Here is a 24,818-nt window from a genome sequence, read left to right as displayed (position 1 = left end):
TTGGCGACGGGCGCCGCGCGTGTCGCGCACGGCGCCCGTGCGTGCTCAGAAATGCGGCGGAACGGCGGTTTCCCGCATCACGACTTCCGGCGTGCGATAGCGCTCGGCCATTTCGCGCTCGGTGTCGTTCTTCAGTTGCGCCTGCATGTAGGCGCCGAGGTGACGCGCGTGCTCCACGATCGCCGCGCCGAATGCCGTGCGCGTCTCGCTGTATTCGCACAGCGCGTCGAGCGTGTCGGCGCGCGTGGCGAGTGCCGTGACGAGCGCAAGGGCATCGCCGGCGGCCTTCGTGACACCCATCCCGCAATGCGGCCGCGCGACGAACGCGGCGTCGCCGAGCAGCGCGATCCGGCCGAACGCCATGTTCGGCACTTCGAGGTCGTAGATCGGCTGGAACAGCGGCTGCGTCGCGCGCGCGACGACCTCGGCGAACTGCGGCGCCAGCAGCGCGTGGGCGGCGTCTTCCATGTCGTCGAGCACCTCGCGCCGGATCAGCGTCGGCGGAATGCCGCCCGCCCACAGCTTGCCGGTCGCGTCGGTCAGCAGGTTCGGCAGGTCGGTGTCCTCGCGGGTCGCGCGATACCACACGAAGTTGTAGCGGCGCTCGCCCGGCTTCGTGCTGTTGCCCTGGCCGGCGACCGGATAACCGAGGATCTGTTCGTGCGGCGGCAGGCCGAACGCGAAATTCCCGAACAGCGTCGCGTGGGTGGACTCCGACAGCCCGGGTTCGTCGACCAGCCCGCGCCACGCGACGTAGCCCGCATATTGCAGCCGCGCGTCCGGCAGGAATTTCTCGCGGATCGCCGAGCGGAAGCCGTCGGCCGCGATGACGAGGTCGGCGTGCACGACCGAGCCGTCGGCGAGCGTGACCGACGCGTGCCCGGGGCCGTCCGCGACGTCGGTGACGACCGCGCCCGCGCGGTAATGCTGGTCGGGCAGCGCCGCGCGCAGCACGTGGTACATCTTGCTCCACGCGGTGAGCGTCTGCGGCATCCGGCGTTCCGATACGACGGTGCCGTCGCGGCCCAGCGTGATCCGCGACTCGACCTTCACGCCGATCGATGCGTCGATGCGCACGCCCGCGGCGCGCATCACGTCGAACAGTTCGGGGTGCGTGACGATCCCGGCGCCGCGGCCCGACAGCGCGTCGGGCACCCGTTCGAACACGTCCACGTCCCAGCCGTTGCGCAGCAGGAGATTCGCGGCGAACAGGCCGCCCAGCGAGCCGCCGACGATCGCGGCCTTGCGTTTGGTCGAAGTGCCGTGGTTCATGTCAGTCTCCGTGTGCTTGCGAGTCGCCGGCCGGTACCGCGGCGGGCAGTGTCAGCCCCGCGACTTCGGCGGCGGGGAAGTTGAGTTCGATCGTCACGCCGGACGGGTCCTCGATGAACACCTGGTGCAGCCCGAGGCTCGGCACGGTGCGATCGCGCCACGCGACGTGTTCGGCGCGCAGCGTGTCCCACATCGCCTCGACGCCGGTCGCGAGGAATGCGATGTGGTCGACCGTGCCGGTGCCCGACGCCGGCAGCGCCTTGTCGCCGAGATAGGCCGCGAGCCCGTCCGGGTTGGCCGGGTCGACGCCGATGATGTGGACCGTGCCGTAATCGCTTTCGTCGCCGCCCTTGTAGAGCCATGCGCCGGGAAAGTCGAACGGCGGCCGGTAGCCGCGCTTGAAGCCGAGCACACGTTCGTAGAACCGGCACGATCGCTCGAGATCGAGCGTGCGGATCGAGTAGTGCGCGAGTCTGGATACCGTCATGACGAACCTCTTGTTTATCGATAGATAAGTTATCGTTCGATAAATACTAGTCGAAAAAAGCGGCGAGAAGAAGCCGCGATCGAACCGTGTATACCCTCGGTCGAAAACGGTGCCGGACAGAGGTGCGCGGCGGGTTACGGCGTGATTTCGCCGGCCATCACGTCGTCCGCATAGCACCAGACCCAGCGCTCGCCGGGCTCGATCGAACGGGCGAGCGGGTGCGTCGTTTCATGAAAATGCCGGCTGGCGTGACGGTTCGGCGACGAGTCGCAACAGCCGACATGCCCGCAGCTCAGGCACAGGCGCAAATGCACCCATCGGCTGCCGGACTTCACGCATTCCTCGCAGTAGTCCTTGTCGGTGTTCAGGATGCGCGCTTCACCGAGATGGGTGCAGGTCGTGGCCATCTGTCGCTCCGATGCCGGCGCCGGGGGGCGCTCGCAGCGCGGCCGGCGCGAAGCTGCGAGCGGGGGGAACCCGATTCATTGTGGACGGCGCGCATCGCGCGCGAACCTTAATTCTTATGAAATGCGGCGGCCGCGGCGGCGATGACGACGTACAGTCACGCGTACGGCCGGCGCGGGAGCCGGCCGGGATCCGACACGCGGTCACCGGGAGACGCTCATGGCGCAGTCGCAGCATGTCAAGGTCATCGGCCTGCCTCACAGCAAGGAGGCCTACGCGATCCGCGACTTCCTGAAGCGCGGCGTGGTCGAGTACGAATGGTGCGAGCTGACGTCCGACACCGATTGCGTGCGCGAGCTGGGCATCGCGCCGCTGCGCGACGTCCGGCTGCCGGTGGTCGTGTTTCCGGACGGCACGTGCATCTACCAGCCGACGCTGCCGGAGATCGCCGCGAAGCTCGGCTGGGTCTCCCGGCCGCGCTTCATCGAGTACGACGTCTCGATTTACGGCGCCGGCCCGGCCGGCCTGTCGGCGGCCGTCTATGCGGCGTCCGAGGGGCTGCGGGCCGTCGTGATCGAACGCGACGCGATCGGCGGGCAGGCGGGCACGAGTTCGCTGATCGAGAACTACATGGGCTTTCCGGACGGCATCCCGGGCGCCGAGCTGGCGGAACGCGCGCGCCAGCAGGCGGTGAAGTTCGGCGTCGAGTTGCTGATGATGCGCGAGGGCGTGCATGCGACGTTCGTCGACGGCAAGATCCGCGTCGACATGGCCGACGGCTCGATCCTGACCGCACGCTCGAACATCTGCGCGACGGGGATCGAATACCGCAGTCTCGGCCTGCCCGACGAATCGAAGTTTCTCAACGCGGGCCTGTACTACGGCGCGGGATCGAGCGAAGCGCCGATGTGCGAGGGCAAGCACGTGTTCATCGTCGGCGGCGGCAATTCGGCCGGGCAGGCCGTGATGAACTTCGCGCGGCACGCGCGCGAAGTCACGATGATCGTCCGGGGTGCGTCGCTCGCGGCGACGCTGTCGCGCTACCTGATCGACCGGATCGAGCGCATGCCGAACGTGACGGTGCGCTACGGCACGACCGTCGACGCGCTGCAGGGCGACGGCCGGCTCGAGGCGATCGTGCTGCGCACGGAAGACGGCGCGCGCGACGTGCTGCCGGCCACGCACCTGTTCGTCTGCATCGGCGGCGCGCCGAACACCGAATGGGCGCGCGACACCGACATCATCCGCAATCCGGGCGGCTACCTGGTGACGGGCAGCGACCTGTACGACTGCCCGGACTTCGCGCGCGTGTGGCCGCTCGAGCGCCGGCCGTACTACCTGGAAACCAGCGTGCCCGGCTCGTTCGCGGCGGGCGACGTCCGTTCGGGGTCGGTCAAGCGGGTGGCGTCGGCGGTCGGCGAAGGCGCGATGGCCGTCACGTTCGTGCACCGGTTCCTCGGCGAGGACGCGCACCGGCCGAGCGGAACCTGAATCGCGCGGCGCGGGTGACGGCCCGCGCCGGTCGCTTGCGTCAGCCCGCCGTCGACACCGGCAGCCGGAACGTCAGCACGGACCCGCCGTCGCCGCGCGGCGCGGCTTCGAGCGTGCCGCCGTGCGCTTCGACGATCGAGCGGCAGATCGCGAGGCCCATCCCCATGCCGTTCGATTTCGTCGTGAAGAACGCGTCGAAGATCCGGTTCGCGATCCCGGCGTCGATGCCCGCGCCGCGGTCGGCAATGGAGACGGTCGCGTAGCCGTCGCCGGCCTGCGACGCGATGTCGAGTTCGCGTGATGCCGCCTGCCCGTCCATCGCGTCGAGCGCGTTGGTGACCAGGTTCAGGATCACCTGCTGGATCTGCGTGCGATCGGCCATCACGCGGATCGCGGCGCAATGCAGGTCGACGCGCAGCGCGACCTGCTTCGCGTCGATTTCGGTCGCGGTGAGGTGCAGCATGTCGCGGATCAGGTCGTCGATCGCGAGCGGCGCGAGCGCGGGCGGCGTCTGGCGGGCGAGCGAGCGCAGCGCGCGCACGATGTCGGCCGCGCGGACGCCGGACGCGCGGATGTCGTCGAGGCTCGCGAGCGCCTCGTCGAGATCGGGCGGGGTGCCGCGCAGCCAGCGCATGCCCGCGCCGGCGCTCGACACGATGCTCGTCAGCGGCTGGTTGATCTCGTGCGCGATCGACGCGGCCAGCTCGCCCATCACGGTCATGTGCGCGGTGCGCGCGAGCTCGGTGCGCGCATGCCGCAGCGCGGCCTCGGTTTCGAGCCGGCGCGCGTTTTCGTCGATCAGTTCCGCGTACAGCCGCGCGGACTCCAGCGCGTTGGCCGCCTGCGGCGCGAGCATTTCGAGCATCGCGATGCGGCGCGGCGAAAACACGCCGTTGCTCAGCGCATTCTCCAGGTACAGCACGCCGATCAGCACACCCTGCTTCAGCAGCGGCAGGCAGAACAGCGAACGCGTGGGGTGCGCGCGCAGGCTGTCGACGTGGTCGGGCAGGCCCTCGCGCTGCGCGTTCGCGAGCACGACCGGCTTGCGGGTGCGCGCGACGGTGTTCAGGATCGACAGCGGGACATCGTGCTCGGTGGGTTCGCTGCGTGCGATCTCGACGACCACGTCGCTGTCGACGATCCGCGCGGCGGCCTCGATCGTCAGCCGGTCGTTGCGGGCGAGCAGCAGCAGGCCGTAGCCGGCGCCTGCGTACACGATCATGTTGCGCATCAGCGTCTGGATCAGGCGCTCCAGCACGATTTCCTCGGATAACGAATGGGATGCGCGCATCGCGAGCGCGAAATCGAGGTCTTCGCGCGCGGGCACGGCCGCGCCGCCCGGCGGCGGCTCCATCACGAGGAACGTGTGCTGCGCTTCCAGCGCCTGCGCCTTGCCGGTCGCGCCCCAGCGCCGGTAGCACGCATGCGCGAGCCGCCACTGATGGCGCGCCGGGCCGGTGAGCCCGAGCGACATCGCGTGGCGCGCGGCCAGTTCGTGCGCAAGCGCCTGTTCGTGCACGAAACCCCGTTCCGCGGCGAGGCTGGCCGACGCGTCGTACTGCTGCATCGCCGCGACGTGGTCGCCGCGCACGCGCGCGAATTCGGCGTCGATCAGCGCGAGCTTGTTTCGGAACGTCGCCGGATTCCGCTCGCTCCAGCCGGCGAAGCGTGCGCGCTGCGGCGCGAAGCGTTCGAGCAGCGGCCCGGGCGGTGTCGCGCCGCCGTCGGCCGCGATGCCGGCGAGCACGCTGAACAGGTGGAAATCGGACGTCATGATGTGCGCGGGCGTCGACCACGCGCTTGCCGCGGCCGCGTCGAGCGACGCGCGTGCCGCGGGTGCATCGCCGAAGATGAACGCCGCCTGGCCCGCAAGGACGTCGGTCCAGAACTGCAGGACCGACATCGGCGTTTTCGTCGACACGCGCATGCGCCACGTGCCGACCGGCCGGTCGTAGCCGAACTGCAGCGCGTCGACGAATTCCGACTGGGTGGACACGAGGTCGACGATGTCGTCGTAGCGCGCGCCGCGCGCGATCGCGAGCAACGGATCGATCTCGTCGCGAATCGCCGGCAGCGCTTCGCCCATCGACAGCAGGTCGCTGACGATGTGGTTGCAGCTGTAGCACATCCAGCGCAGCTCGGCGCTCGCATTGCCGGCCGCTTTCGCTTCGCGTGCGCGCTCGAGCGCGTACGACAGCGGCTGGGTCCATACGCTCACCTGGTCGAGCGCGATCAGCGTCGCCGAGCGGTAACGCTCGAAGCCGTGGCGATCGACCAGCGCGAGCGCGACCTTCGCGAATTCGAAGCCGTCTTCATACGCGCCGTGATGCTCGGCGATGCTCACGCCGTACCACGCGAGCCCCTGCACCGATGCGGCGGTGACGCCGTGCTGCAGCGTCAGCCGGACCATCGTCGCGAAATGCAGCAGCGGCAGCCCGCCGCTCGGATAGAACATCGCGGCTTCGAGCGCGGTCAGCAGGGCCATCGTCGCTTCGACGCGCATGTCCGTCATCACGGGCAGCCCGACCAGATCGCCGATCGCACGGCCGGCGAGCGCGTCGCGCACGGCGTCGCCGGCCGCCGCGAGATCGGCGGCGGTCGGCGCGGCCGGCAGCGTCACACCAAGCAGCGCCAGCCCCTGGAGCGCGACGTCGACCGCCTGCCGGTAGCGCGACTCGACCGTGAGCTGCGCGGCCTTCAGCCGGTGGGCCTCGGCGCGGTCGGCCGGCGTGCGCGTGCGCGCCATCAGTTCGTCGATCGTGCTCGATGCCTGCGCGGTGGCGCCGGTCGCGAGCAGCAGGCCGCCGCGCAGCATGCCGATGCGGCTCGCGAGACCGTAATGCTGCACCCACGCGTGCGGGCCGAGCAGCGTCTGCGCGCACGCGAGAAACGACAGCGCGCGATCGCGCGCGGCGACCGTGGCCGCCGCTTCCGCGGCTGCGACCAGCGCGTTCGCGAAGGCGAGCGCGAGCGTGCGGTCGAGCGGCGCGGTGCGCGCCTGCTCGATCTGGGCGGCCAGTTCCAGCAGCGCTTCGGTCGCCCGGGCACCCGGGCGCGCCAGCATCGCAGCGGCGATCCGGGCGTGGCACTGCGCGCGCTCCGCCCGCCCGGCGAGCGCGTGAACGGACTCGATGACGCGGTCGTGCACGCAACGCCAGCGGTCATCGGCGTGCGACGCGAGGCCGGCCTGGCGCACGGGGTCCATCCAGAACGCGAGTTCGGCGCGCGTCTTGCCGGCGGCGGCACACAACAGCGCGACGTCGGCATCGGTGCCGATGCAGGCCAGCAGCGACAGCAGCGTTCTGGATTCATGCGGCAGCCGCTGGATGCGGACGGCAAGCAGGCTCACGACATTCTCGGCGAGGTGGTGCGCGTCGAGGTCGGCCGGCTGCCACTGCCATGTCCCCCGCACCGGGTCGTAGGCGAGCAGTTGCTCGTCGATCAGCGTGCGCACGAACTGCTGTACGTAGAACGGGTTGCCGCCGGTCCGCCGCGTCACGATGTCGCCGAGCGCGGACAGCCGGTCCGGCGCTTCTCCGAGCAGGCCGGCCAGCATGTGCGTGACGCCGGGCGCGTCGAGCGGCGCCAGTGTCAGCGCCGACACGCGCGCGGGGGCGAGCTGCTGCAGGAAGCGGCGGAACGCCGGCGGGTGATCGTGCTGCGACCCGCTGCGATAACCGGCGACGATGCAGACGTGGGGCGGCGGATCGAGCGCGACCGACGCGAGGAACGCGAGCGTCGCGTCGTCGGCCCACTGGACGTCATCGAGCGTCATCACCAGCGGCTCGGCCGGTGTCGCGAAGGCGCGGAACGCGTTCACGACGATCCGGCACAGATGAAACTCCGGGATCGCGTCGGTATGGCCGAACGCGACGGGCTCGACATCGAGCAGCCACGCGATCTCCGGAAAGATGCGGGACAGCAGGCTGGCCTGGGCGCCGATGCACGCGCGCAGCCGTGCGACGATCGCGGCGATTTCGTCGTCGCGCCGGGCGAGCACGCTGCCGAACAGCGCGCGCAGCGCCGCCAGCACCGGCGCGTAGGGCCGGGCCGGCTGGAATTGGTCGACCTTCGCCGACGTGCACCAGGCCGTACGCGATGTCGCGCGCGACGCGCGCATGAAGTCCTCGGTCAGCGCGGTCTTGCCAACGCCGGGCGGCCCGTCCACCATGACGATGGCCGCCTCGCCGGTCTGCAGGACCGCGGCCAGCGCGGCCGCGAGCCGGCGGGATTCGGCTTCCCGGCCGACCAGCCGGTCGGGCGTGCGCAAACCGGCGAGCGGATCGCTGCCGCCGAGCGCGAACGGCTCGACCCGGCCGGCTGCCAGCCAGTCGCGCCGGATGCGTTCGAGATCGTGCTGTACCGCGTCGCAGGACGGGTAGCGCTCGGCCGGCTCCTTCGCGATCAGCTTCAGCAGCAGGTCGCTCAGGATCGCGGGCAGGTCGTTGCGCAGCCCCGTGGCCGGCGACGGCTGCATCGCGACGTGCGCGTGCACCCATTCGGACGTCGACGCCGCCTTGTACGGGAGTGCGCCCGTCAGCAGGCGGAACAGCGTGATGCCGAGCGCATACAGGTCGGAGCGCTCGTCGATGTCCGCCCCCTCGGAGACTTCGGGGGCCGCATACGCGGCGAATTCCGCGCGCAGCGGCTCCGCCGCGGCGTGTTCCGTCCGACGATTTCGCGCATGCGCGAACGCACGCAGCATGACCGTGCCGTCGGGCAGGGCGACGAAACTGGCCGGTTGCAGGTCGCCGTGCAGCCAGCCGAGCCGATGCAGTGCGCCGAGCGTGCGCACCGCGTGGATCGCCGTGTCGAGAAACGCGTCGAGCGGCAGCTGCGCGTCGGCGAGCGTGTCGAACGTGCGCCCGTCGACACGCGGAAAGACGAGCACCGGGCCGTCCGCCGCGCGGATCAGCGCGGCCGGCAGCAGCGCCCATGCCGGATCCAGCACGCCGTTCAATGCGTACTCGCGCTCGAATTGCCGGCAGCGCCCGTCGGATTCCCAGCCGGTCCGGCACGCGGACCACACGCGTCCGGTGTCGGCATCGGTCAGGTCGAAGCACAGCACGTCGTCTGCGCGGACTGCGTTCGACAGGCGGGCGCGTGCCAGCCAGTCGGCATCCATTCGGTTCGTGTCGTCGGGCTTACGCAAGGGTTGGTTCACGATGAGGGCAGGCTGGATGGAACGGGACGCAACGGCATGTCGGCAGGCAGCGGCCGGGCACGATCGCACGCGCGGCATGCCCGGGCATTGTCCGACAGCCCGCGGAAATCTGCAGTACCCCCTCCCGGGGTTGCCGGCGCGCGGGTAGCGTCCCACTAAACCAATAGATAATGGCCGGCACGCGCGCGACCCCATACGATAGGGTCATGCCTGCCGGCCCGCATCGATGCGACCGGACGGGCGGAACAGGGGGTGTCGCCTCGCTGGGCGGCGCACGATGCGGAGCAGCATAAGGCGGGTGCGGATCATGTATACGTTCGGGCGGGTGACGGTTTCCCTTGAGTGCCGCGAAGTCTGCGTCGACGGGCAGCCCCGGTATATCGGTGCCCGGGCGTTCGAGATTCTCGAGCTGCTGGTGAAGGCGGCCGGCAAGCTCGTGTCGAAGGACGAGATCATGGAGGCCGTGTGGCCGGACACGATCGTCGTCGAGAACAACATCCAGGTGCACATCTCGACGCTGCGCAAGCTGTTCGGCGGCAAGCACGGCTGGATCCGGACCGAGTCGGGCCGCGGCTACCGGCTCGCGCCGCCGGTCGATGCCACCCATGCGGCCCATGCCGGCCGCCTGCCGGACGCGCTCGAGCCGGTGCGCGGCGTCCGCACGGGTGCCGCACCGCGCAAGTGTCCGCTGATCGGCCGCGAGCCGGAAGCGGCCGAGCTGCACGCGCTGCTCGAACGCGAGGCGTTCGTCACGCTGGTCGGCCCCGGTGGCGTCGGCAAGACGCATCTTGCGCTGGAGGTCGCCGCCGCGTGGTCGGCCGTGCGCGGCATCGAGATGGTCCGGATCGACCTGGCCGGCTGGCCGGGAGGCGCGACGCTGGAGTCCGCGGTGCTGGGCGCGCTCGGCCTGCCGGGCGGCCCGGCCGCCGGGCAGGCGGACGTCGTGCGCGCGATCGGCGGGCAGCGCGTGATGCTGGTGTTCGACAACGCGGAGCAGCATGTCGGCGAACTGGCGGACCTGTGCGAAGCGATCGCCGACGAGAATGCCGGCGCGATCCTCGTCGTGACCAGCCGCGAGCCGCTGCGGGTCGCCGGCGAGCGCGTGTATCGTGTCGGGCCGCTGCCCGTGCCGCCGGCCGGCGCGACCGAAGGCGAGATCGTCGCGTGCGGGGCCGTCCGCATGTTCCTGGCGCGGGCGCGCGCGATGGGCACCGACGTGCCCGCGGATGCGAGGACGCTGGACGCGATCGCGACCGTCTGCCGGCGCCTGAGCGGCCTGCCGCTCGCGCTCGAACTCGGCGCGGCACGCGTCGCGCTGCTCGGGATCCAGGGGCTGGCCGCCGATCTCGACAAGTCGGTGCTGTCGTTGTCCGGCGGCCTGCGGACCGCCCATCCGCGCCAGCAGACGCTGCGGGCCACGATCGAGTGGAGCTACCGGCTGCTCGACGACGCGGAACGCACCGTGCTGTGCCGCCTCGCGGTGTTTCCGGATGCGTTCCCGCTTGACGCGGCGTGCGCGCTCGCCGCGTGCGACGAACTGGGCGGCGCACGCGTGCTCGACTGTCTCGTCAGTCTCGCGTCGAAATCGTTGCTGGTCGTTCATTCGGTCGGGCTGTCGAAGCGTTATTCGCTGCTCGAGGTCGTGCGCGCGTACGCGCTCGAGAAGCTGGCGGAATCGGGGGAAGCGGGCCGCGTGCATGCGCGGTGCGCGTCGTTCACCGCCGCCGAACGCGCGGATTCGCGTCCGCCGGCGCCGGCCGCGCCCGCGCAGCCGCGGCTGGCCGCGGCGCCGTGGGCATGACGCACGGATCGCGGGGGCGGGGCGACGCCCGTCGACGCGGCCCCGCGTTGCATCACGCTGTACTGGATTGACACAATTTTCAGGTTCTCATTTCATGGCCATTGTTTGCATCATCGATGACGATGCGTCGGTCCGTAAGAGTCTCGCCAGCCTGCTGAAATCGGCTGGCCATACTGCATTGCCGTTTGCGTCGGGCGAGGAATTCCTGGCGGCCGATGCGCCGGCCGGCGCGATTTGCGTGCTGGTCGACCTGAAGATGAAAGGGATGAGCGGGCTCGACGTCCAGCGTCAGCTGATTCAGCGCAACGCGACGCTGCCGGTCATCTTCATGTCGGCGCACGGCGACGACGAATCGATCCGCCGCGCGCTGGCGCAAGGCGCGATCGCGTTCCTGCGCAAGCCGTTTCCGTCAGACGACATGCTCAACCTGATCGACCAGGTCGCATCCGGCACGCCGCCCGCGTGAACGGCGCTCCACCGGCCGGCCGCGCCGTCCGACGCGTGGCGGTTCCGCCCGGCATTTTGTTAGTTTATCATTTGATAATGAAGCGGATGCCTACACAGGGAATGCAATGGCGAGTACGCCGGACATGACGTCGAGCGGCAACGGCGGCGCGGGAGAACCCGCGCCGATCGTCTATGTGGTCGACGACGACGAAACGTTGCGGCGCGCGTTGAGCGCGCTGTTGCGTTCGGCAGGATTTCGCGTGGAGACCTTCGCGTCGTCGCGTGCGTTTCTCGCGTTCGAGCGGCCCGACGTGCCGAGCTGCCTGATCCTCGACGTGCGGCTCGCCGACGAGAGCGGGCTGGCCGTCCAGGAGGCGGCGGTGCGCGCGGGCCTGAACGTGCCGATCCTGTTCATGACGGGTTACGGCGACGTGGCCACGACGGTCAAGGCGATGAAGGGCGGCGCGCTCGATTTCCTGACCAAGCCGTTCGACGACGAGGCGATGCTCGATGCCGTCGGCCGCGCGCTGGAGCGCGACCGCACGCTTCACGCGGTGCGCGGCGCCTATGCGTCGTTGACGCCGCGCGAGCGCGAAGTGATGAGCCAGGTCGTCGCGGGCCTGATGAACAAGCAGATTGCCGCGAATCTCGGCCTTCAGGAAATCACGGTGAAGGTGCATCGGGCCCAGGTGATGAAGAAGATGCGGGTGCGCACGCTGCCGGATCTCGTGCGGCAGGCCGATGCGCTGGGCGTGCGCCCGGCCGGCGCGCGCGACTGAGCGCGCGGGGCCGGCCTGGCGGCGCAACGGTGCGGGTTTCGGCGTGGCGTGGCGTGCCGCGACGATGACGAAGGTGCTCATGCGGCCACCGTGTTGCCAGCGACCGTGGCTTGCGTGACCGCACGCACGTCGTGTTGCACGGCCGGCCGCGCGGCGGGCGCATCGTCGAACGCGGCAACGAGATGGTCGGCGAGTGCACGGATGCGCGCGGGCAGGTTGCGGCGCGAGTGATAGAGCAGCGATGCATCGAGATCGCCGACCTGCCAGTCGGGCAGCAGGCGAACGAGCGCGCCGTCGCGCTCGAGCGGCCGGGCAAGATGCTCGGGCAGCACCGCGAAACCGGTGCCGCGGGCCGTCGCGAGAATCAGCGTGTCGAGGCAGTTCGAGCTGATCGCGCCGGCAAGACGGATCTCGGCGATCGCGCCGCTGCGCCGATGCCGCAGCGGCCATGGCGACCCGGCGGCACCCGTCTTGCCACCGTGCGGGCCCATGCGCTCGAGCGCCTGCGGCGTGAGCCCCTCGCCGCAGGAGGCGCGATACCGCGGGCTTGCGTACAGGCCCATCGGGATGCGCCCGAGGCGCCGCTCGACGCACGTGAGGCTCGACGTGCGTGAGGTGACGATCGACAGGTCCGTCGCGCCGTTCAACGCCGCGCTCGGATGATCGGTCCAGTCGATCCGGACCCGTACGAGCGGATGTTGCCGGTTGAAATCGGCGAGCGCCGGCACCAGCCGGTCGGCGCCGAACAGGTTCGACACCTCGATCGATATCTCGCCCTGCATCTCGCTTGCGTTGGCGTGACAGCAGACGGAAAGGTGCTCGTATTGCTCCAGCAGCGCGAGCGCCTGTTCGAGCACGTCGTGGCCGACGCGGGTCAGCGTCACCTTGCGCGTCGTGCGGTGAAACAGCAGCACGCCGAGCGACGTTTCGAGGCACTGGATCGAGCGGCTGACGCAGGGAACGCCGAGCCCGTGAAGCTCGGCGGCTTTCGTGAAGCTGCCGTGCTCGGCAACCGTCTTGAATATCTCGAGCGTTTTCAGGCGATCCATGACGGGTCTCGCTCCGGTGAATTCGATACGCTCAATGTAGGCAGTGCGTCGGCACCGGGCAACACAAAAAACGTTAGGTAAGCTTAAGAGCAACTTGAAAATTCGTGAGGCCGCCAGAATGACCGGTCGGCCGCACGGCGGGTATCTTTCAAAGCCGGTCGTCGCGTTGCGCGACGTTTTGCGGTGCGACGGAGGGCGGCGTCCACCCGCCGCCCAGCGCGCGCACCAGATCGACCGTCGCAATCGCGAGCGCCTGGCGGCTGTGGATCAACTGGCGTTGCGCGTTCAATGCGTCGCGGTCCGCGTCGATGACCTCGAGATAGCTGACGTAGCCATGTGCGTAGCGGCTCAGCGACAGCCGCGCGGCCGCTTCGGTCGAGCGCGCCGCGCTGTCGTAACGCACGATCCGCTCGTTCTGCGCGGCGATGTCGTTGAGCGCGTCCTGCACCTCGCGCAGCGCGCCCAGCGCGGTCGCTCGATAGTTCGCGTCGGCGAGTGCCGTGCCGGCCGTCGCGGCGGCTACCGCGGCGTTGCGCTTGCCGCCGTCGAACAGCGTTTCGGCCACGCTCGCCCCGAGGCCCCACAGTGAACTGTTGCGCTCGAGAAACGAGCCGAGGTCGCGGCTCGCGAACCCGCCCTGGGCCGTCAGCGTCAGCGTCGGCAGCCATGCGGTGCGGGCAACGCCGGTTTCGAGCGATGCCGCGTCGACACGGCGTGCCGCCGCGTAGACGTCCGGCCGCTGCGCGAGCAGCACGGACGGCAGGCCGGGCGGTACCGCCGGCACGCGAATCGCGGCGGCGGTCGGCGCGACCGTGAAGCCGGTCGGCGACACGCCGGTCAGCACCGCGAGTGCATCGACGAGGTTTTCGCGCAGCCGCCGGCTGTCCGCGAGATCGGCGCGCGCGGTATCGAGATCGGCCGCCGCGCGCAGCGCGTCGAGATCGCTTGCCGCGCCGGCCCGCACGCGCGCGGCGATCACGTCGAGCGCGGTGCGGCGCAGCTCGATCGCGCGGGCGAGCGTCGCCAGATCCTCCTCGACGAAATGCAGCGTCAGGTAGTCGCTCGCGACCTCGGTCGCGACGCGCAGCCGCACGGCCGCGCGATCGGCGTCGGCCTGCAGCACGTTCTGCCTGCCGATTTCCGCGTCGCCGCGCAGGCGGCCCCACAGATCGACTTCATAGCTCGCGTTGAACGGCACCGACCAGTTGTGCATCAGGCGCTTCGGCAACGCATTGTCGACCGTGCCGGACACACGCGAACGGTTGAACGACGGATCGACGCCGACAGTGGGTGAAAGCGTGGCTTCGCGCACGCCGAGCAGCGCCTGCGCCTGGTCGACGCGTGCGGCGGCCGCGCGGATGTCGAAGTTGCCGGCGAGCGCCGCATCGACGAGCGCGACGAGCGGCGCATCGCCGAACGACGCGGTCCATCCCGCGAGCGACGGGGCCGGTTCGCCGGGCGCATCCGCATGGCGGAACCGGTCGGTGCCGACCGGGACGGGCGCGAGCGGCTGCGGCGCGATCGTGCAGGCGCCCAGCAGGCCGGCGGCGAGCAGCGCGACGAGGCGGCTCATGGCTGTTCCCGGCCGGCTTGCAGCGTGACGACGACCGACAGGCCGGGCCGGATGCGCGGCTCGGTCGACGCCTGCCCGTCGAGCAGGATCTTGACCGGCACCCGCTGCGTGACCTTCGTGAAGTTGCCGGTCGCGTTGTCGGGCGGCAACAGCGCGAACTGCCCGCCGGTCGCGGGCGACAGGCTGTCGACGTGCCCGTTGAAGGTCAGGTCCGGCAGCGCGTCGAAACGCAGCCGCACGGCATCGCCGGCGCGCACGTGCTTGAGCTGCGTTTCGCGGAAGTTCGCGACGACCCACGGGTGCGGTTCGACCAGCGTGAGCAGCGCCTGGCCCGGCGCGACGTGCTCGCCGGTCTCGACGGTCTTCTTCCCGACGCGGCCGTCCGTCGGCGCGACGACGGTCGTGTACTGCAGCTGCAACTCCGCATCGCGCAAGTCGGCGTCGCCCTGGTGCGACACGGCGTCGGCCGCCTGCCATGCGGCCTGCGCGCTGCGCTGCTGCGCTTGCGCCGCATCGATGCGGGCACGCGCGGACTTGCGCGCCGCGTTGGCCGCATCGAATTCCTGTTGCGACAACCCGCGCGGCGTCTCGCGGGTCAGCTCGCGCGCCCGTGCGTAGTCGAGTTCGGCCTTCTCGGCGTCGGCGTGCGCGGACACGAGCGTCGCGTCGGCCTGCTCGACCAGCGCCTTCGCGCGCATCGCATCGGCGCGCGCCTGCGCGACGCGCGCACGCTGCAGCGCGACGCGCACGTCGAAATCGCGCGGGTCGAGCCGCACGAGCGGGTCGCCCGCATGCACGAACTGGTTGTCGTCTACCAGCACGCGCTCGACGGTACCGGCCACGCGCGGCGAGATCACGTGCAGGTGGCCCGTCACGTACGCGTCGTCGGTGCCGCGTTCATGCGCATCGTATTCGTAGACCAGCAGCGCGACGAGCCCCAACGCGGCGCCGGCGATCAGGACGATCGGCCATTTGCGCGAGCGTGCGGGGGAGGCGGGCGGCGGGTTCGACGCGTTCGTCGGGTTCGTGCTCACAATCGGGTAACTCCATCGAACGGACAGGTTTCTTCACATCGCGCTATGCTTGCGCGAGCCTCAAATACGGGAGCCGCACGACGATGAATACCACGTTCGCCCCCGGTGGCGCGACACCGGGGCCGGCCGCACCGGCCACCGACATACCGACGTTTCGTTCCATCGCCGCGATCGCGGCCGTGCTGCTCGGCGCGATCATCTCGACGCTGACCTCGCGCATCACGTCGCTCGGGCTCGCCGACGTACGCGGCGCGCTCGGCGTCGGCTTCGACGAGGGCGCGTGGATCAACACCGCGTTCACCGCGTCGCAGATGTTCGTCGGGCCGCTCGCGATCGCGGCGGCCTTCGTGTTCGGCACGCGCCGCGTGCTGCTGGCGGGCGCCGCGGTATTCCTGGTCGTCGAAAGCATGCTGCCGCTGTGCACCGACTTCGGCACGTTCATCGCACTGCAGAGCGTAGCCGGTTTCGCGTCCGGCGTGTTCGTGCCGTTGACCGTCGGGTTCGTCGTCCGCACGCTGCCGCCGCGGCTCATTCCGTTCGGCATCGCCGCGTATGCGATGAACCTCGAGATGTCGCTGAACCTGTCGGCGACGCTCGAAGGGTGGTACAGCGAACACCTGAGCTGGCGCTGGCTGTTCTGGCAGAACGCGCTGCTGACCGTGCCGTTCATCGTGTGCCTGATGCTGTCGCTGTCCAACGAACCGGTCAAGCGCTTCGCGTCCGGTATCGACACGCGCGGCATGGTGCTCGGCGCCGGCGGGTTCGCGTGCCTGTGCGTCGCGCTCGACCAGGGCGAACGGCTGTTCTGGTTCCAGTCGCCGCTGATCGTCACGTTGCTGTGTGTCGGCATCGTGATGGTGGCCGCGTTCCTGATCCACGAGCTGGCGTCGCGCAGCGCCGGGCTCGATCTCGGCTACCTCGCGCGGCCCAACATCGCGTGGCTGATCGTGCTGGTCGGCCTCGTGCGCTTCACCGTGCTCAATACGAGCTTCATTCCGTCGGCGTTTCTCGCGAGCACCTACGGGCTGCGCCCGCTGCAGATCGGCGACACGCTGCGCTGGATCGCGATCCCGCAGCTGCTGTTCGCGCCATGCGTCGCATGGCTGCTGCAACGCGTCGATCCGCGCCGGCTGATCGTCACCGGCTTCGTGATGGTGGCGTTCGCGTTCGCACTCGGCGCGCGCCTCACGCCCGTGTGGGCCGAACCCGATTTCATCCCGTCGCAACTGCTGCAGGCATTGGGCCAGACGATGGCGCTCACGTCGGTGATCTTCTTTTTCGGCAAGCACGTGACGGCCGAGCACGCGCTGACGTTCGGCGCGGTCGTGCAGACGACGCGCCTGCTGAGCGGGCAGCTCGGCACGACGTCGATCGCGGTGATCCAGCGCATCATGGAGGCTACCCATTCGAATCTCGTCGGTCTGCATGTCACGCTGTCGGATCCGCAAACGCTGGAGCGGCTGCGGGCCGGCGCGGCGTCGCTGGTCGCGCACGGCGCGACCTTCGCGGCCGGCGACCAGGCGACTTACGCGCTGCTCGACCGGGCGGTTCGCGTCCAGGCGACCACGCTCGCGCTGGCCGACAACTTCCGGGTGGCGATGTCGTTCGCGATCGCGGGTGCGTTGATCGGCTTGCTGCTCAGGCCGGCGCGCACGCCGTGAGCGCCCGCCGCCGCGGCGGCGATCCTGGCGACGGCGCATGCGGCATGCGGAATCGCGTCGGCCTGAAAATTCCTGAAAAATGCTGAAGGGCGCGCCGGCGTGACGGTGTGACGGCCGGGCGCGCCGTGTCGCGCGGCTTACGCCTTCAGGAACGCGAGCAGTTCGGCGTTGATCCGTGCGGCATCGACGACGCACATGCCGTGCGAGCCGCCCGGGATCACCTTGAGTTCCGCGTGCTTCACGATCTTCGCGGACAGCCGGGCCGAATCGTCGATCGGCACGATCTGGTCGTCGTCGCCGTGCAGGATCAGCGTCGGCACGTCGATCTTCTTCAGGTCTTCCGTGTAGTCGACCTCGGAGAATTCCTTCACGCACAGGTACTGGCCGTGCACGCCACCCATCATGCCCTGCGCCCAGAACGCATCGATCGTGCCTTGCGACACCTTTGCCTGCGGCCGGTTGAAGCCGAAGAACGGCACCGCGAGATCCTTGTAGAACTGCGAGCGGTTTTCCGCGACGTTCTTGCGGATCCCGTCGAACACGTCCATCGGCAGGCCGCCGGGATTGGTCGCCGACTTCACCATCTGCGGCGGTACGGCGCCGATCAGCACGGCCTTCGCGACGCGCTTCGTGCCGTGCCGGCCGATGTAGTGTGCGACTTCACCGCCGCCGGTGGAGTGGCCGACGAGCGTGGCTTCGTGCAGGTCGAGCGCGTTCATCAGCGCGGCGAGATCGTCGGCATACGTGTCCATGTCGTTGCCCTGCGACGGCTGGCTCGAGCGGCCGTGACCGCGGCGGTCGTGCGCGATCACACGGAAGCCGTGCTGCACGAGGAACAGCATCTGCGAATCCCACGCGTCGGCGCACAGCGGCCAGCCGTGCGAGAACACGACCGGACGGCCGCTGCCCCAGTCCTTGTAGTAAATCTGGGTACCGTCTTTCGTGGTGATCGTATTCATCGTATGGGCTCCTGGATGGGTGGAAGCGGCATGCTTGGGGGCAGCCGCGGCGGCTGCCGGCAGCGCGGCGGCTGCAACGGCGGTCGCGCCGGCGAGCAGCATGTCTCGGCGGCGTGCCGAGGGAACGGCGTCGGTATCTGCGGGACGCATGAAGTCTCCTTGAACGTGCGGTACAACGATGCCGCGTTGGATGGTGGGTTCGGATCTGCCCGCAGGCGGCAATCCAGCGGGCAGCCGGCGTGCGTTCGAGCGGCCGCGCGCAGGCCGGCGCGCGAACGTCGTGAACGAAAGCCGACAGGAGCCTATCCCGCGGCCATGCGGGCTGTACTGAAATCGCGCTGAATTTTCGTGAAGCCGTATGTGGTGCACGCCGCGCGACGCGTGCGCGCACCGGCCAGAAAAATTAAGTCTCGCATCAAGACTCTTCAGCGGCGGCCCGCTATCGTCAGTGTCAGGTCATCCCGTCGCGGGCCGGTGCCGGCTCGCGCGGCGGATGACGATCGCGTAGCGGGCGGGTGCAAGGCATCCGGCCCGCCTCACCTGCCTGGATCTGCCATGGACGCATTCGATCGCTGGGAGCACGTGATGACGCTGCTCGACCCGTCGCCGGCCGCACGCCATTGCGCGCCGTCGCTTGTGCGCGACCCGGACACCGCGCGCCGCCGCCATTGCAACGACGCATCGGCCGCGTCGAGCGGCGGCGTGCGCCGTCGTTGCGCGATCATCGCCGCCGAGCGGCAGACCGATTCGTCGGTCCTGGTGTCGTGGAGCGACCCGACGCGCTGCCGCTACGACGAGCAGCGCTGGATCAGCGCGAAGTCGCGCGCACTCGCGCGCTGCGCGCTGACCGGCACGACGATTCGTCCCGGCGACGCGATCTACAAGCCGCAATGGCGCGGGGCCAAGCGTCCCGCGAACTACCGGGAAGTGATCCTCGCGTCCGAGATGGACCGGTTCATCGGCCGGCTGTCCCGGTCGTGACGGCGGACGCGGTACCCCGTCCGCCGGCCGACGCCGGCGCGCGCTGCTTTTTCACCACTGAGGAATCCGTATGAGCACGTTCACGACCCGCGACGGCGTGTCGATTCACTACAAGGACTGGGGCGCCGGGCGCCCGGTCGTGTTCATTCACGGCTGGCCGCTGAACGCGGATATGTGGGACGTCCAGATGCATCACCTCGCGTCGAACGGCCTGCGCGGCATCGCCTACGACCGGCGCGGCTTCGGCCGCTCCGGCCAGCCGTGGACGGGATACGACTACGACACGCTGGCGGACGATCTCGCGACGCTGATCGACACGCTCGGGCTGCACGACGTGACGCTCGTCGGCTTCTCGATGGGCGGCGGCGAGGTGGCCCGCTACATCGGCCGGCACGGCACGCGGCACATCGCGAAAGCCGTGCTGATCGGCTCGGTGACGCCGCTGGTCGCGCGGCGCGACGATCATCCGGACGGTGTCGACGTCGCCGTGTTCGACGGGATTCGCGCGGGCATCGTGGCCGATCGCGCGGCGTTCTACGAGCAATTCTGGCCGCTGTTCACCGGGTCGAACCGGGCCGCTTCGACGATCTCGCGCGCCGCGCTCGACTGGACGTCGTTCATGGCGCTGCAGGCCGGGTTGAAGGGGACGCTCGACTGCGTCGGCGCGTTTTCCGAAACCGATTTCCGTGCGGATCTCGACAAGTTCGACGTGCCGACGCTCGTGATTCACGGCGACGACGACCAGACGGCACCGCTCGCGCTCACGGGCGCCGTCACGGCGCGGCGCGTGCCGCACGCGACGCTGAGCATCTACGAGGGCGGCCCGCACGCGTTGTACCTGACGCACGCGCAACGCCTGAACGACGAACTGCTGGCGTTCGCGCGCGCATGATCCGGCGGTGGCGGCGGTGACGCGGCCGCACGGGCCCGGCCGGACGGCCGGCTCACTCCGCCCATTTCGACCCGAGCACCAGCCCGCAGAAATTCGTCCGACGATAGTCCGGGTCGCAACGCTCGAGCACGTCGGCGGACACGTTGCCGAACGCGGCGGCGGGGCGATGCGCGGTGCCCGCGGCGAGCGCTTCGAGAAACAGGTCCTTGAAGCAAGGGCCGCGCGGCCATGCGTGCACGATCGCGTCGCGTTCGGACAGGCTCACCTCGTCGAAGTGATGCGCGAAGAGGTCGGTCTCGACGCCGGCGCCGAGCAACGCCGTCAACGGCGTCATGTACGGGTGGATCCCGAACGTCGCATGCAGCGCGATCGCGCGCCAGACCTCCGCCGCGTCGTCGTCGGCGACGCCGTATCCTCGGAGGAATGCGTGCGCCGCATTCGCGCCGTCGATCTCGAAGCGCCGGCGCGAATGCCGGTAGCGCTCCGTCAAGCCGAAGTGATGGAACAGCGCGGCGACGTACAGCAGCTCGGCGTTGAACGCGATGCCGCGACGCAGCCCGATGATCGATGCAAACGCGAACACGCGCATCGCGTGCCGGAACAGCAGTTCCGGTTCGCACGCGCGTACGGTGTCGGCGGCGTCCCGTGCGAGCGGGGCGTCGGGAATCCTGATGCCGGCGATACGGTTGCCCATGGTCGTGTTCCTCGCGGCGTGGTGAAAGTCGCTCGACGCTGGCGCCATCGACCCATCGTTGCGCGCCGCGCCGCTGAATGTCCTGAGCGGCGCCTGAATCGTTATGAACGGAAAATCCGACCGACCGCCGCCCGCGAAATCGGTTACACCGCGTCCGGCATGTCTTTTTTACCCGGTCTTATCCGCAAATCAGGCGTGCGGTTATATTTAATTGATGAGTCGAAGAAGTTAATTCCGGCAAATCGCAGGTTTTATCCTACGAAACAGATTCATGGATGAATCACTGTTTCGCGTGCAGTGAGCGCGGGATGCCGCACCGCACTGGGGCAGCGGCGCCCGCACGCGGAGACGCCGGGGAAATCGTGGTTTTCATCGATTCAAAAAATTTGCTCAATAGCTTCTGATAATTTGAATCATCTCAAGAGGCAAATGCCGTAGCATGAGCGTCCAATCGATGTCATTTTTGACAGGGCATCGATGCACGCTATCGATTGAAAATTCTCATGATCCGAATTGGAACGCTACACGTATTTCTTGACAGGCGTGAAATTCGCTCGAACGGCAAACTGCTGCGTATCGGCAGTCGCGCATTCGAAATTCTCGAACTCCTGATTCGGGCGAACGGCGCCCTGGTCTCGAAAGACGAGATCATGCAGCGCGTGTGGCCGCACACGGTCGTGGAGGAAAACAACCTGCAGGTGCACGTCGCCGCGTTGCGCAAGGCGCTCGCCGACGATCGCAACCTGATCGTGACGGTGCCGGGGCGCGGCTATCGGCTGGTCGGCGGCCGGGCCGAGGTCGCGGCCCCCGTGCGCGCTGTGACATCGCGGCTGACGGCCGCGCCGACCGCGCTCGTCGGCCGCGAGCAGACCGTCGCCGAGGTGCTGGCGGCGCTCGACACCGCGCGCGTCGTGACGCTGGTCGGGGCGGGCGGCATCGGCAAGACGCGGGTTGCGCTCGAAGCGGCCATGCGCGCCGAAGCCAGTTTTCCGGACGGCGCCGCGTTCGTGTCGCTGGCCACGGTCGCCTGTCCGCAATTCGTGCCCGACGCACTGGCGGCGGCGTTCGGCATCGCGCAGTCCGCCGGATCGCTGACCCTCGAGGCGGTGCTGGCCAGCGTCGCGAACCGCCGGATGTTGCTGGTGCTGGACAATTGCGAGCATCTGCTCGACGCGGCCGCGCGGATCGCGAGCGCGCTGACCGAATCCGACGCCGGCTTGCGCGTCCTCGCGACCAGCCGCGAGGCGCTGCGTATCCAGGGCGAGCGGCTGTGTCCGATCCCGCCGCTCGAGGTGCCGCGCGAAGGTGCCGACGATGCCGAAACGCTGGGCGCGAGCGCGGTGCAGCTGTTCTCGGCGCGTGTGCAGGCCGCCGATCCGCGTTTCCCGCTCGACGAACGCAGCGTGTCGCTGATGGCATCGGTGTGCAGGCGCCTCGACGGCCTGCCGCTCGCGATCGAACTGGCCGCGGCCCGCGCGGCCGTGCTCGGCATCGACGTGCTGGCCGCGCATCTCGACGATCATTTCCGGTTGCTGACCGGCGGGTTTCGCACGGCGTTGCCGCGTCATCAGACGCTGCAGGCGATGTACGACTGGAGCTACCGCCTGCTCGGCGATGCGGAGCGTCTGCTGTTGCGATGGCTCGGCGTATTCCGCGACACCTTCTCGATCGACGCGGTGCGGGAGATCGTCGGGGCCACGCGGCTGGCCGATGCGGACCTGCTCGACACGATCGCCGGCCTCTTGTCGAAGTCGCTGCTGAGTCTCGAAAACGCGCACGGCGCACCGCGTTACCGTCTGCTGACGACGACGCGTGCATACGCGTTGCAGCAGCTCGAGAACAACGGCGAATGCGCGGCCGCCGCCCGCGCTCACGCGAACTACTTCCACGCGCTGTTCCGGCTCGCGCCGGTCGACGACGGCGGGCCGCTCGCCGAATCGCGGCTCGACGTGATCCGGCGCGAGCTCGGCAACCTGCGCGCGGCGCTCGACTGGGCGTTTTCGCCGAACGGCGATGCGGAGATCGGCATCGCGCTGGCGGCCGTGGCGGTGCCGTGCCTGTTCGACCTGTCGCTGGTCGACGAATGTCGCGAACGCGCGCGCGCGGCGCTCGATTCGATGCGCGACATGGACGAGACGCGCACGCGCGACGACGCGCGCGTGCGTCTGCTGGCCGCGTATGCCCATACCGCCGGGTCGACGCAGGTCGCGCACGACGCGTGGTCGGAAGTGCACGCGCTCGGGTTCGACACGGGCGAGAGCGAGCTGCCGCCGCGCGAATCGTAGCGGCGCGCGGCCGTCGCGGCTTCAGAACGTTTCAGGCTGAACACATGACCGGGCCGGCCGGTGCGTCTACATTGATCGGACGCACGGATCGTCGGCGATACGCGGGCAGGCGGGCACGCCACCGGCTCGCGCTGCGGCGACGCGCGGTCGCGACGCCGCTGAACGCCGGCGCGGGGCGGCGGTCGCCACACGTGCGGCCGCGGCGGCTTCGCGCGTCATCGAACGACTACCGCATGAAACCTGTCCAGTCCGACCTTTCGCGCCACGATTCACCGCCCGCGGCCACACGCCGGATCGGGCCGTGGGCGATGTGCGCGCGCGGGTTCCGCTCGCGACGTGTGTCACGCTTTTCGCCCGCTCCATCATGCTGAATCTTTCCGCCACGGTCGCTTACGGCGCACCGATCGTCATTGCCGATCTCGTCGCATGGCGGTTGCTCGGGCCCGGCCGTTCGACGGCGAAAGCGATAGGGCGCTGCGCGTCGTTCGCCGCGCTGACCTATGTACTGTTCGCGACCGGCGTGAGCCCGCTCGCGGTGCCGCCGTCGCCCGACCGGCTCGACCGGCTGGCGATCCAGGTGATCGGGGTCGCGTGGTGGCTGCAGTGCGCGCTCGTGTTCAGCCTGATGCTCGACCATCTGCTGCTGCCGCGCGCGTGGCGCACCCAACGGCTGTTTCACGACATCGCCGCCGGCGCCGTGTTCGGCGCGGCCGCGGTGGCCGCGCTCGGCTATGTGCTGGGCCTGCCGCTGAGCGGGCTGGTCGCGACGTCGGGCGCGGTGGCCGTGATCCTCGGGCTGGCCGTCCAGAACACGCTGAACGACGTGTTCTCCGGCCTCGTGCTGAATACCACCCAGCCGTTTCGGCTCGGCGATACGGTGGCCATCGGCGAGCTGGAAGGGCGGATCGTCGAAAGCAACTGGCGCGCGACCAAGCTGATCGACGGCCTCGGCAACCTGGTCGTCGTGCCGAACAGCACGGCGGCGAAGACGACGATCGTCAACCTGAGCGAGCCCGAGAACGTGCACGGCGTGACATTGACGATCGAGATCGATCCGGAAGTGCGGCCGGCCATCGTCGTCGATGCGCTCGACCGCGCCGCCGCCAGCTCGCTGGACGTGCTGCCCCGTCCCGCACCGGTTTCGGTCGTCAAGGCGTTCCGTACCAATTCCGTCGAATACGAACTCGTCTGCTACGTCGACGCGCTGCAGAAGAAGATCGCCGTGCGCAACCAGCTCTACGACCTGGCCCACCGGCATCTGGCCGCCGCGGACATCGCGTTGCGCCCGCTGGGCGGGACGGCCGCGACGCACCGGCCGGTGTCGCGCGGGCAACGGCTGCTGCGCGCGGTCGAACTCTTCCGGCAGCTCGGCGACGACGATCTGGCGGTGCTCGCCGATGCGCTCGCGTCACGCGTGTTCCACAAAGGGGACGTGATCTATGCATCGAATGCCGATACGCGCCTGCTGACGATCGTCGGGGCCGGTGTCGCGTCGGTGTTCGTGCCGGGCGCGGCGGGGGACATCGAGGTCAGGCGGATGGCGCCGGGCGACGCGATCGGCCAGTCCGTCGTGCTGGCCGGCACGCAACTGCATGCGAGCGTCCATGCGGTGACGACGGTGACGGCGTTTCAGCTGAGCAGCGGCGACCTGTCGCCGCTGATCGCGCGCAAGCCCGAGCTCGGGCGGCTGATGTGCGAATCGCTGTCCGAACACATCGCGACCGAGGAGAAGATGATGATCCCGCCGGCCGCGAGTGCGCATGCGTCGTTCAAACTGATCGAGTGGCTCGAGAAGGAGATGAAGCGCCTGCACGATTCGTTCGGCTGATGCGGGGCGGTTGCCT

At 69.6% G+C, this 24,818-nt stretch carries 18 protein-coding genes; 9 read left to right on the top strand and 9 right to left on the bottom strand.

Features of this window, described 5'->3' with window-relative positions:
• Positions 1-45 precede the first annotated feature (45 nt).
• The 3 genes from APZ15_RS35970 to APZ15_RS35960 all read right to left on the bottom strand — a co-directional run bounded on the left by APZ15_RS35970 (position 46) and on the right by APZ15_RS35960 (position 2,166).
• A complete protein-coding gene (locus tag APZ15_RS35970) occupies positions 46-1,272 on the bottom strand; it encodes an FAD binding domain-containing protein (RefSeq protein ID WP_027792629.1) in 1,227 nt (408 codons plus the stop codon).
• Between the two features lies 1 nt (position 1,273).
• Entirely contained in the window at positions 1,274-1,759 is a 486-nt protein-coding gene (locus APZ15_RS35965) for a VOC family protein (protein WP_034196219.1), read from the bottom strand.
• Positions 1,760-1,893: 134 nt separating this feature from the next.
• Positions 1,894-2,166 (bottom strand): ubiquitin carboxyl-terminal hydrolase 14, encoded by a 273-nt coding sequence (locus APZ15_RS35960; RefSeq protein ID WP_027792630.1) that lies wholly within the window; start codon positions 2,164-2,166, stop codon positions 1,894-1,896.
• 217 nt (positions 2,167-2,383) lie between these two features.
• On the opposite strand from APZ15_RS35960, the gene APZ15_RS35955 reads away from it, so the two are divergent.
• A complete protein-coding gene (locus APZ15_RS35955) occupies positions 2,384-3,655 on the top strand; it encodes an NAD(P)/FAD-dependent oxidoreductase (protein ID WP_027792631.1) in 1,272 nt (423 codons plus the stop codon).
• A gap of 40 nt (positions 3,656-3,695) precedes the next feature.
• Here the strand turns inward: APZ15_RS35955 and APZ15_RS35950 are convergent, their stop codons facing one another.
• Positions 3,696-8,780, bottom strand: coding sequence for a trifunctional serine/threonine-protein kinase/ATP-binding protein/sensor histidine kinase (locus APZ15_RS35950; protein ID WP_051363323.1), 5,085 nt, complete (start codon positions 8,778-8,780; stop codon positions 3,696-3,698).
• A gap of 364 nt (positions 8,781-9,144) precedes the next feature.
• Between APZ15_RS35950 and APZ15_RS35945 the strand changes: the two genes are divergently transcribed.
• From APZ15_RS35945 to APZ15_RS35935, 3 genes are all read left to right on the top strand, one after another.
• Positions 9,145-10,620, top strand: coding sequence for an ATP-binding protein (locus APZ15_RS35945; protein ID WP_158605811.1), 1,476 nt, complete (start codon positions 9,145-9,147; stop codon positions 10,618-10,620).
• A 94-nt stretch (positions 10,621-10,714) separates the two neighbouring features.
• Positions 10,715-11,086, top strand: coding sequence for a response regulator transcription factor (locus APZ15_RS35940; RefSeq protein WP_027792632.1), 372 nt, complete (start codon positions 10,715-10,717; stop codon positions 11,084-11,086).
• Positions 11,087-11,192: 106 nt separating this feature from the next.
• The gene (locus APZ15_RS35935) at positions 11,193-11,846 is read left to right on the top strand and encodes a response regulator transcription factor (protein ID WP_027792633.1); all 654 of its coding nucleotides are present in this window, start codon (positions 11,193-11,195) and stop codon (positions 11,844-11,846) included.
• A gap of 77 nt (positions 11,847-11,923) precedes the next feature.
• Here the strand turns inward: APZ15_RS35935 and APZ15_RS35930 are convergent, their stop codons facing one another.
• From APZ15_RS35930 to APZ15_RS35920, 3 genes are all read right to left on the bottom strand, one after another.
• Positions 11,924-12,895: a LysR family transcriptional regulator gene (locus APZ15_RS35930; protein WP_027792634.1), complete on the bottom strand. Its 972-nt coding sequence runs from the start codon at positions 12,893-12,895 to the stop codon at positions 11,924-11,926.
• A 148-nt stretch (positions 12,896-13,043) separates the two neighbouring features.
• Positions 13,044-14,468, bottom strand: coding sequence for an efflux transporter outer membrane subunit (locus APZ15_RS35925; RefSeq protein WP_034196220.1), 1,425 nt, complete (start codon positions 14,466-14,468; stop codon positions 13,044-13,046).
• Positions 14,465-15,502 carry an HlyD family secretion protein gene (locus APZ15_RS35920; protein WP_088611308.1) on the bottom strand — a complete coding sequence of 346 codons (1,038 nt, stop codon included), beginning with the start codon at positions 15,500-15,502 and terminating at the stop codon, positions 14,465-14,467. Before APZ15_RS35920 ends, APZ15_RS35925 begins: the two co-directional genes overlap by 4 nt.
• 83 nt (positions 15,503-15,585) lie before the next feature.
• On the opposite strand from APZ15_RS35920, the gene APZ15_RS35915 reads away from it, so the two are divergent.
• Entirely contained in the window at positions 15,586-17,163 is a 1,578-nt protein-coding gene (locus APZ15_RS35915) for an MFS transporter (protein WP_027792636.1), read from the top strand.
• Positions 17,164-17,300: 137 nt separating this feature from the next.
• Here the strand turns inward: APZ15_RS35915 and APZ15_RS35910 are convergent, their stop codons facing one another.
• A complete protein-coding gene (locus APZ15_RS35910) occupies positions 17,301-18,122 on the bottom strand; it encodes an alpha/beta fold hydrolase (RefSeq protein ID WP_027792637.1) in 822 nt (273 codons plus the stop codon).
• A 555-nt stretch (positions 18,123-18,677) separates the two neighbouring features.
• Here APZ15_RS35910 and APZ15_RS35905 point away from each other — a divergent pair.
• Both APZ15_RS35905 and APZ15_RS35900 read left to right on the top strand, forming a co-directional pair.
• On the top strand, positions 18,678-19,103 hold the full coding sequence (locus tag APZ15_RS35905) for a DUF3331 domain-containing protein (protein ID WP_027792638.1): 426 nt from the start codon (positions 18,678-18,680) through the stop codon (positions 19,101-19,103).
• A gap of 70 nt (positions 19,104-19,173) precedes the next feature.
• Positions 19,174-19,995: an alpha/beta fold hydrolase gene (locus APZ15_RS35900; protein WP_027792639.1), complete on the top strand. Its 822-nt coding sequence runs from the start codon at positions 19,174-19,176 to the stop codon at positions 19,993-19,995.
• Positions 19,996-20,047: 52 nt separating this feature from the next.
• On the opposite strand, the gene APZ15_RS35895 is transcribed toward APZ15_RS35900, so the two are convergent.
• A complete protein-coding gene (locus APZ15_RS35895; RefSeq protein WP_027792640.1) occupies positions 20,048-20,689 on the bottom strand; it encodes an HD domain-containing protein in 642 nt (213 codons plus the stop codon).
• Positions 20,690-21,192: 503 nt separating this feature from the next.
• On the opposite strand from APZ15_RS35895, the gene APZ15_RS35890 reads away from it, so the two are divergent.
• Both APZ15_RS35890 and APZ15_RS35885 read left to right on the top strand, forming a co-directional pair.
• Positions 21,193-22,974: an ATP-binding protein gene (locus APZ15_RS35890; RefSeq protein ID WP_027792641.1), complete on the top strand. Its 1,782-nt coding sequence runs from the start codon at positions 21,193-21,195 to the stop codon at positions 22,972-22,974.
• 364 nt (positions 22,975-23,338) lie between these two features.
• Entirely contained in the window at positions 23,339-24,802 is a 1,464-nt protein-coding gene (locus APZ15_RS35885; protein WP_027792642.1) for a mechanosensitive ion channel family protein, read from the top strand.
• Positions 24,803-24,818: the final 16 nt, after the last annotated feature.

Source organism: Burkholderia cepacia ATCC 25416 (assembly GCF_001411495.1).
Taxonomy (GTDB): domain Bacteria; phylum Pseudomonadota; class Gammaproteobacteria; order Burkholderiales; family Burkholderiaceae; genus Burkholderia; species Burkholderia cepacia.
The sequence above is the reverse complement of the archived record's forward strand: the minus strand, read 5'-3'. Positions and strand labels throughout refer to the sequence as shown.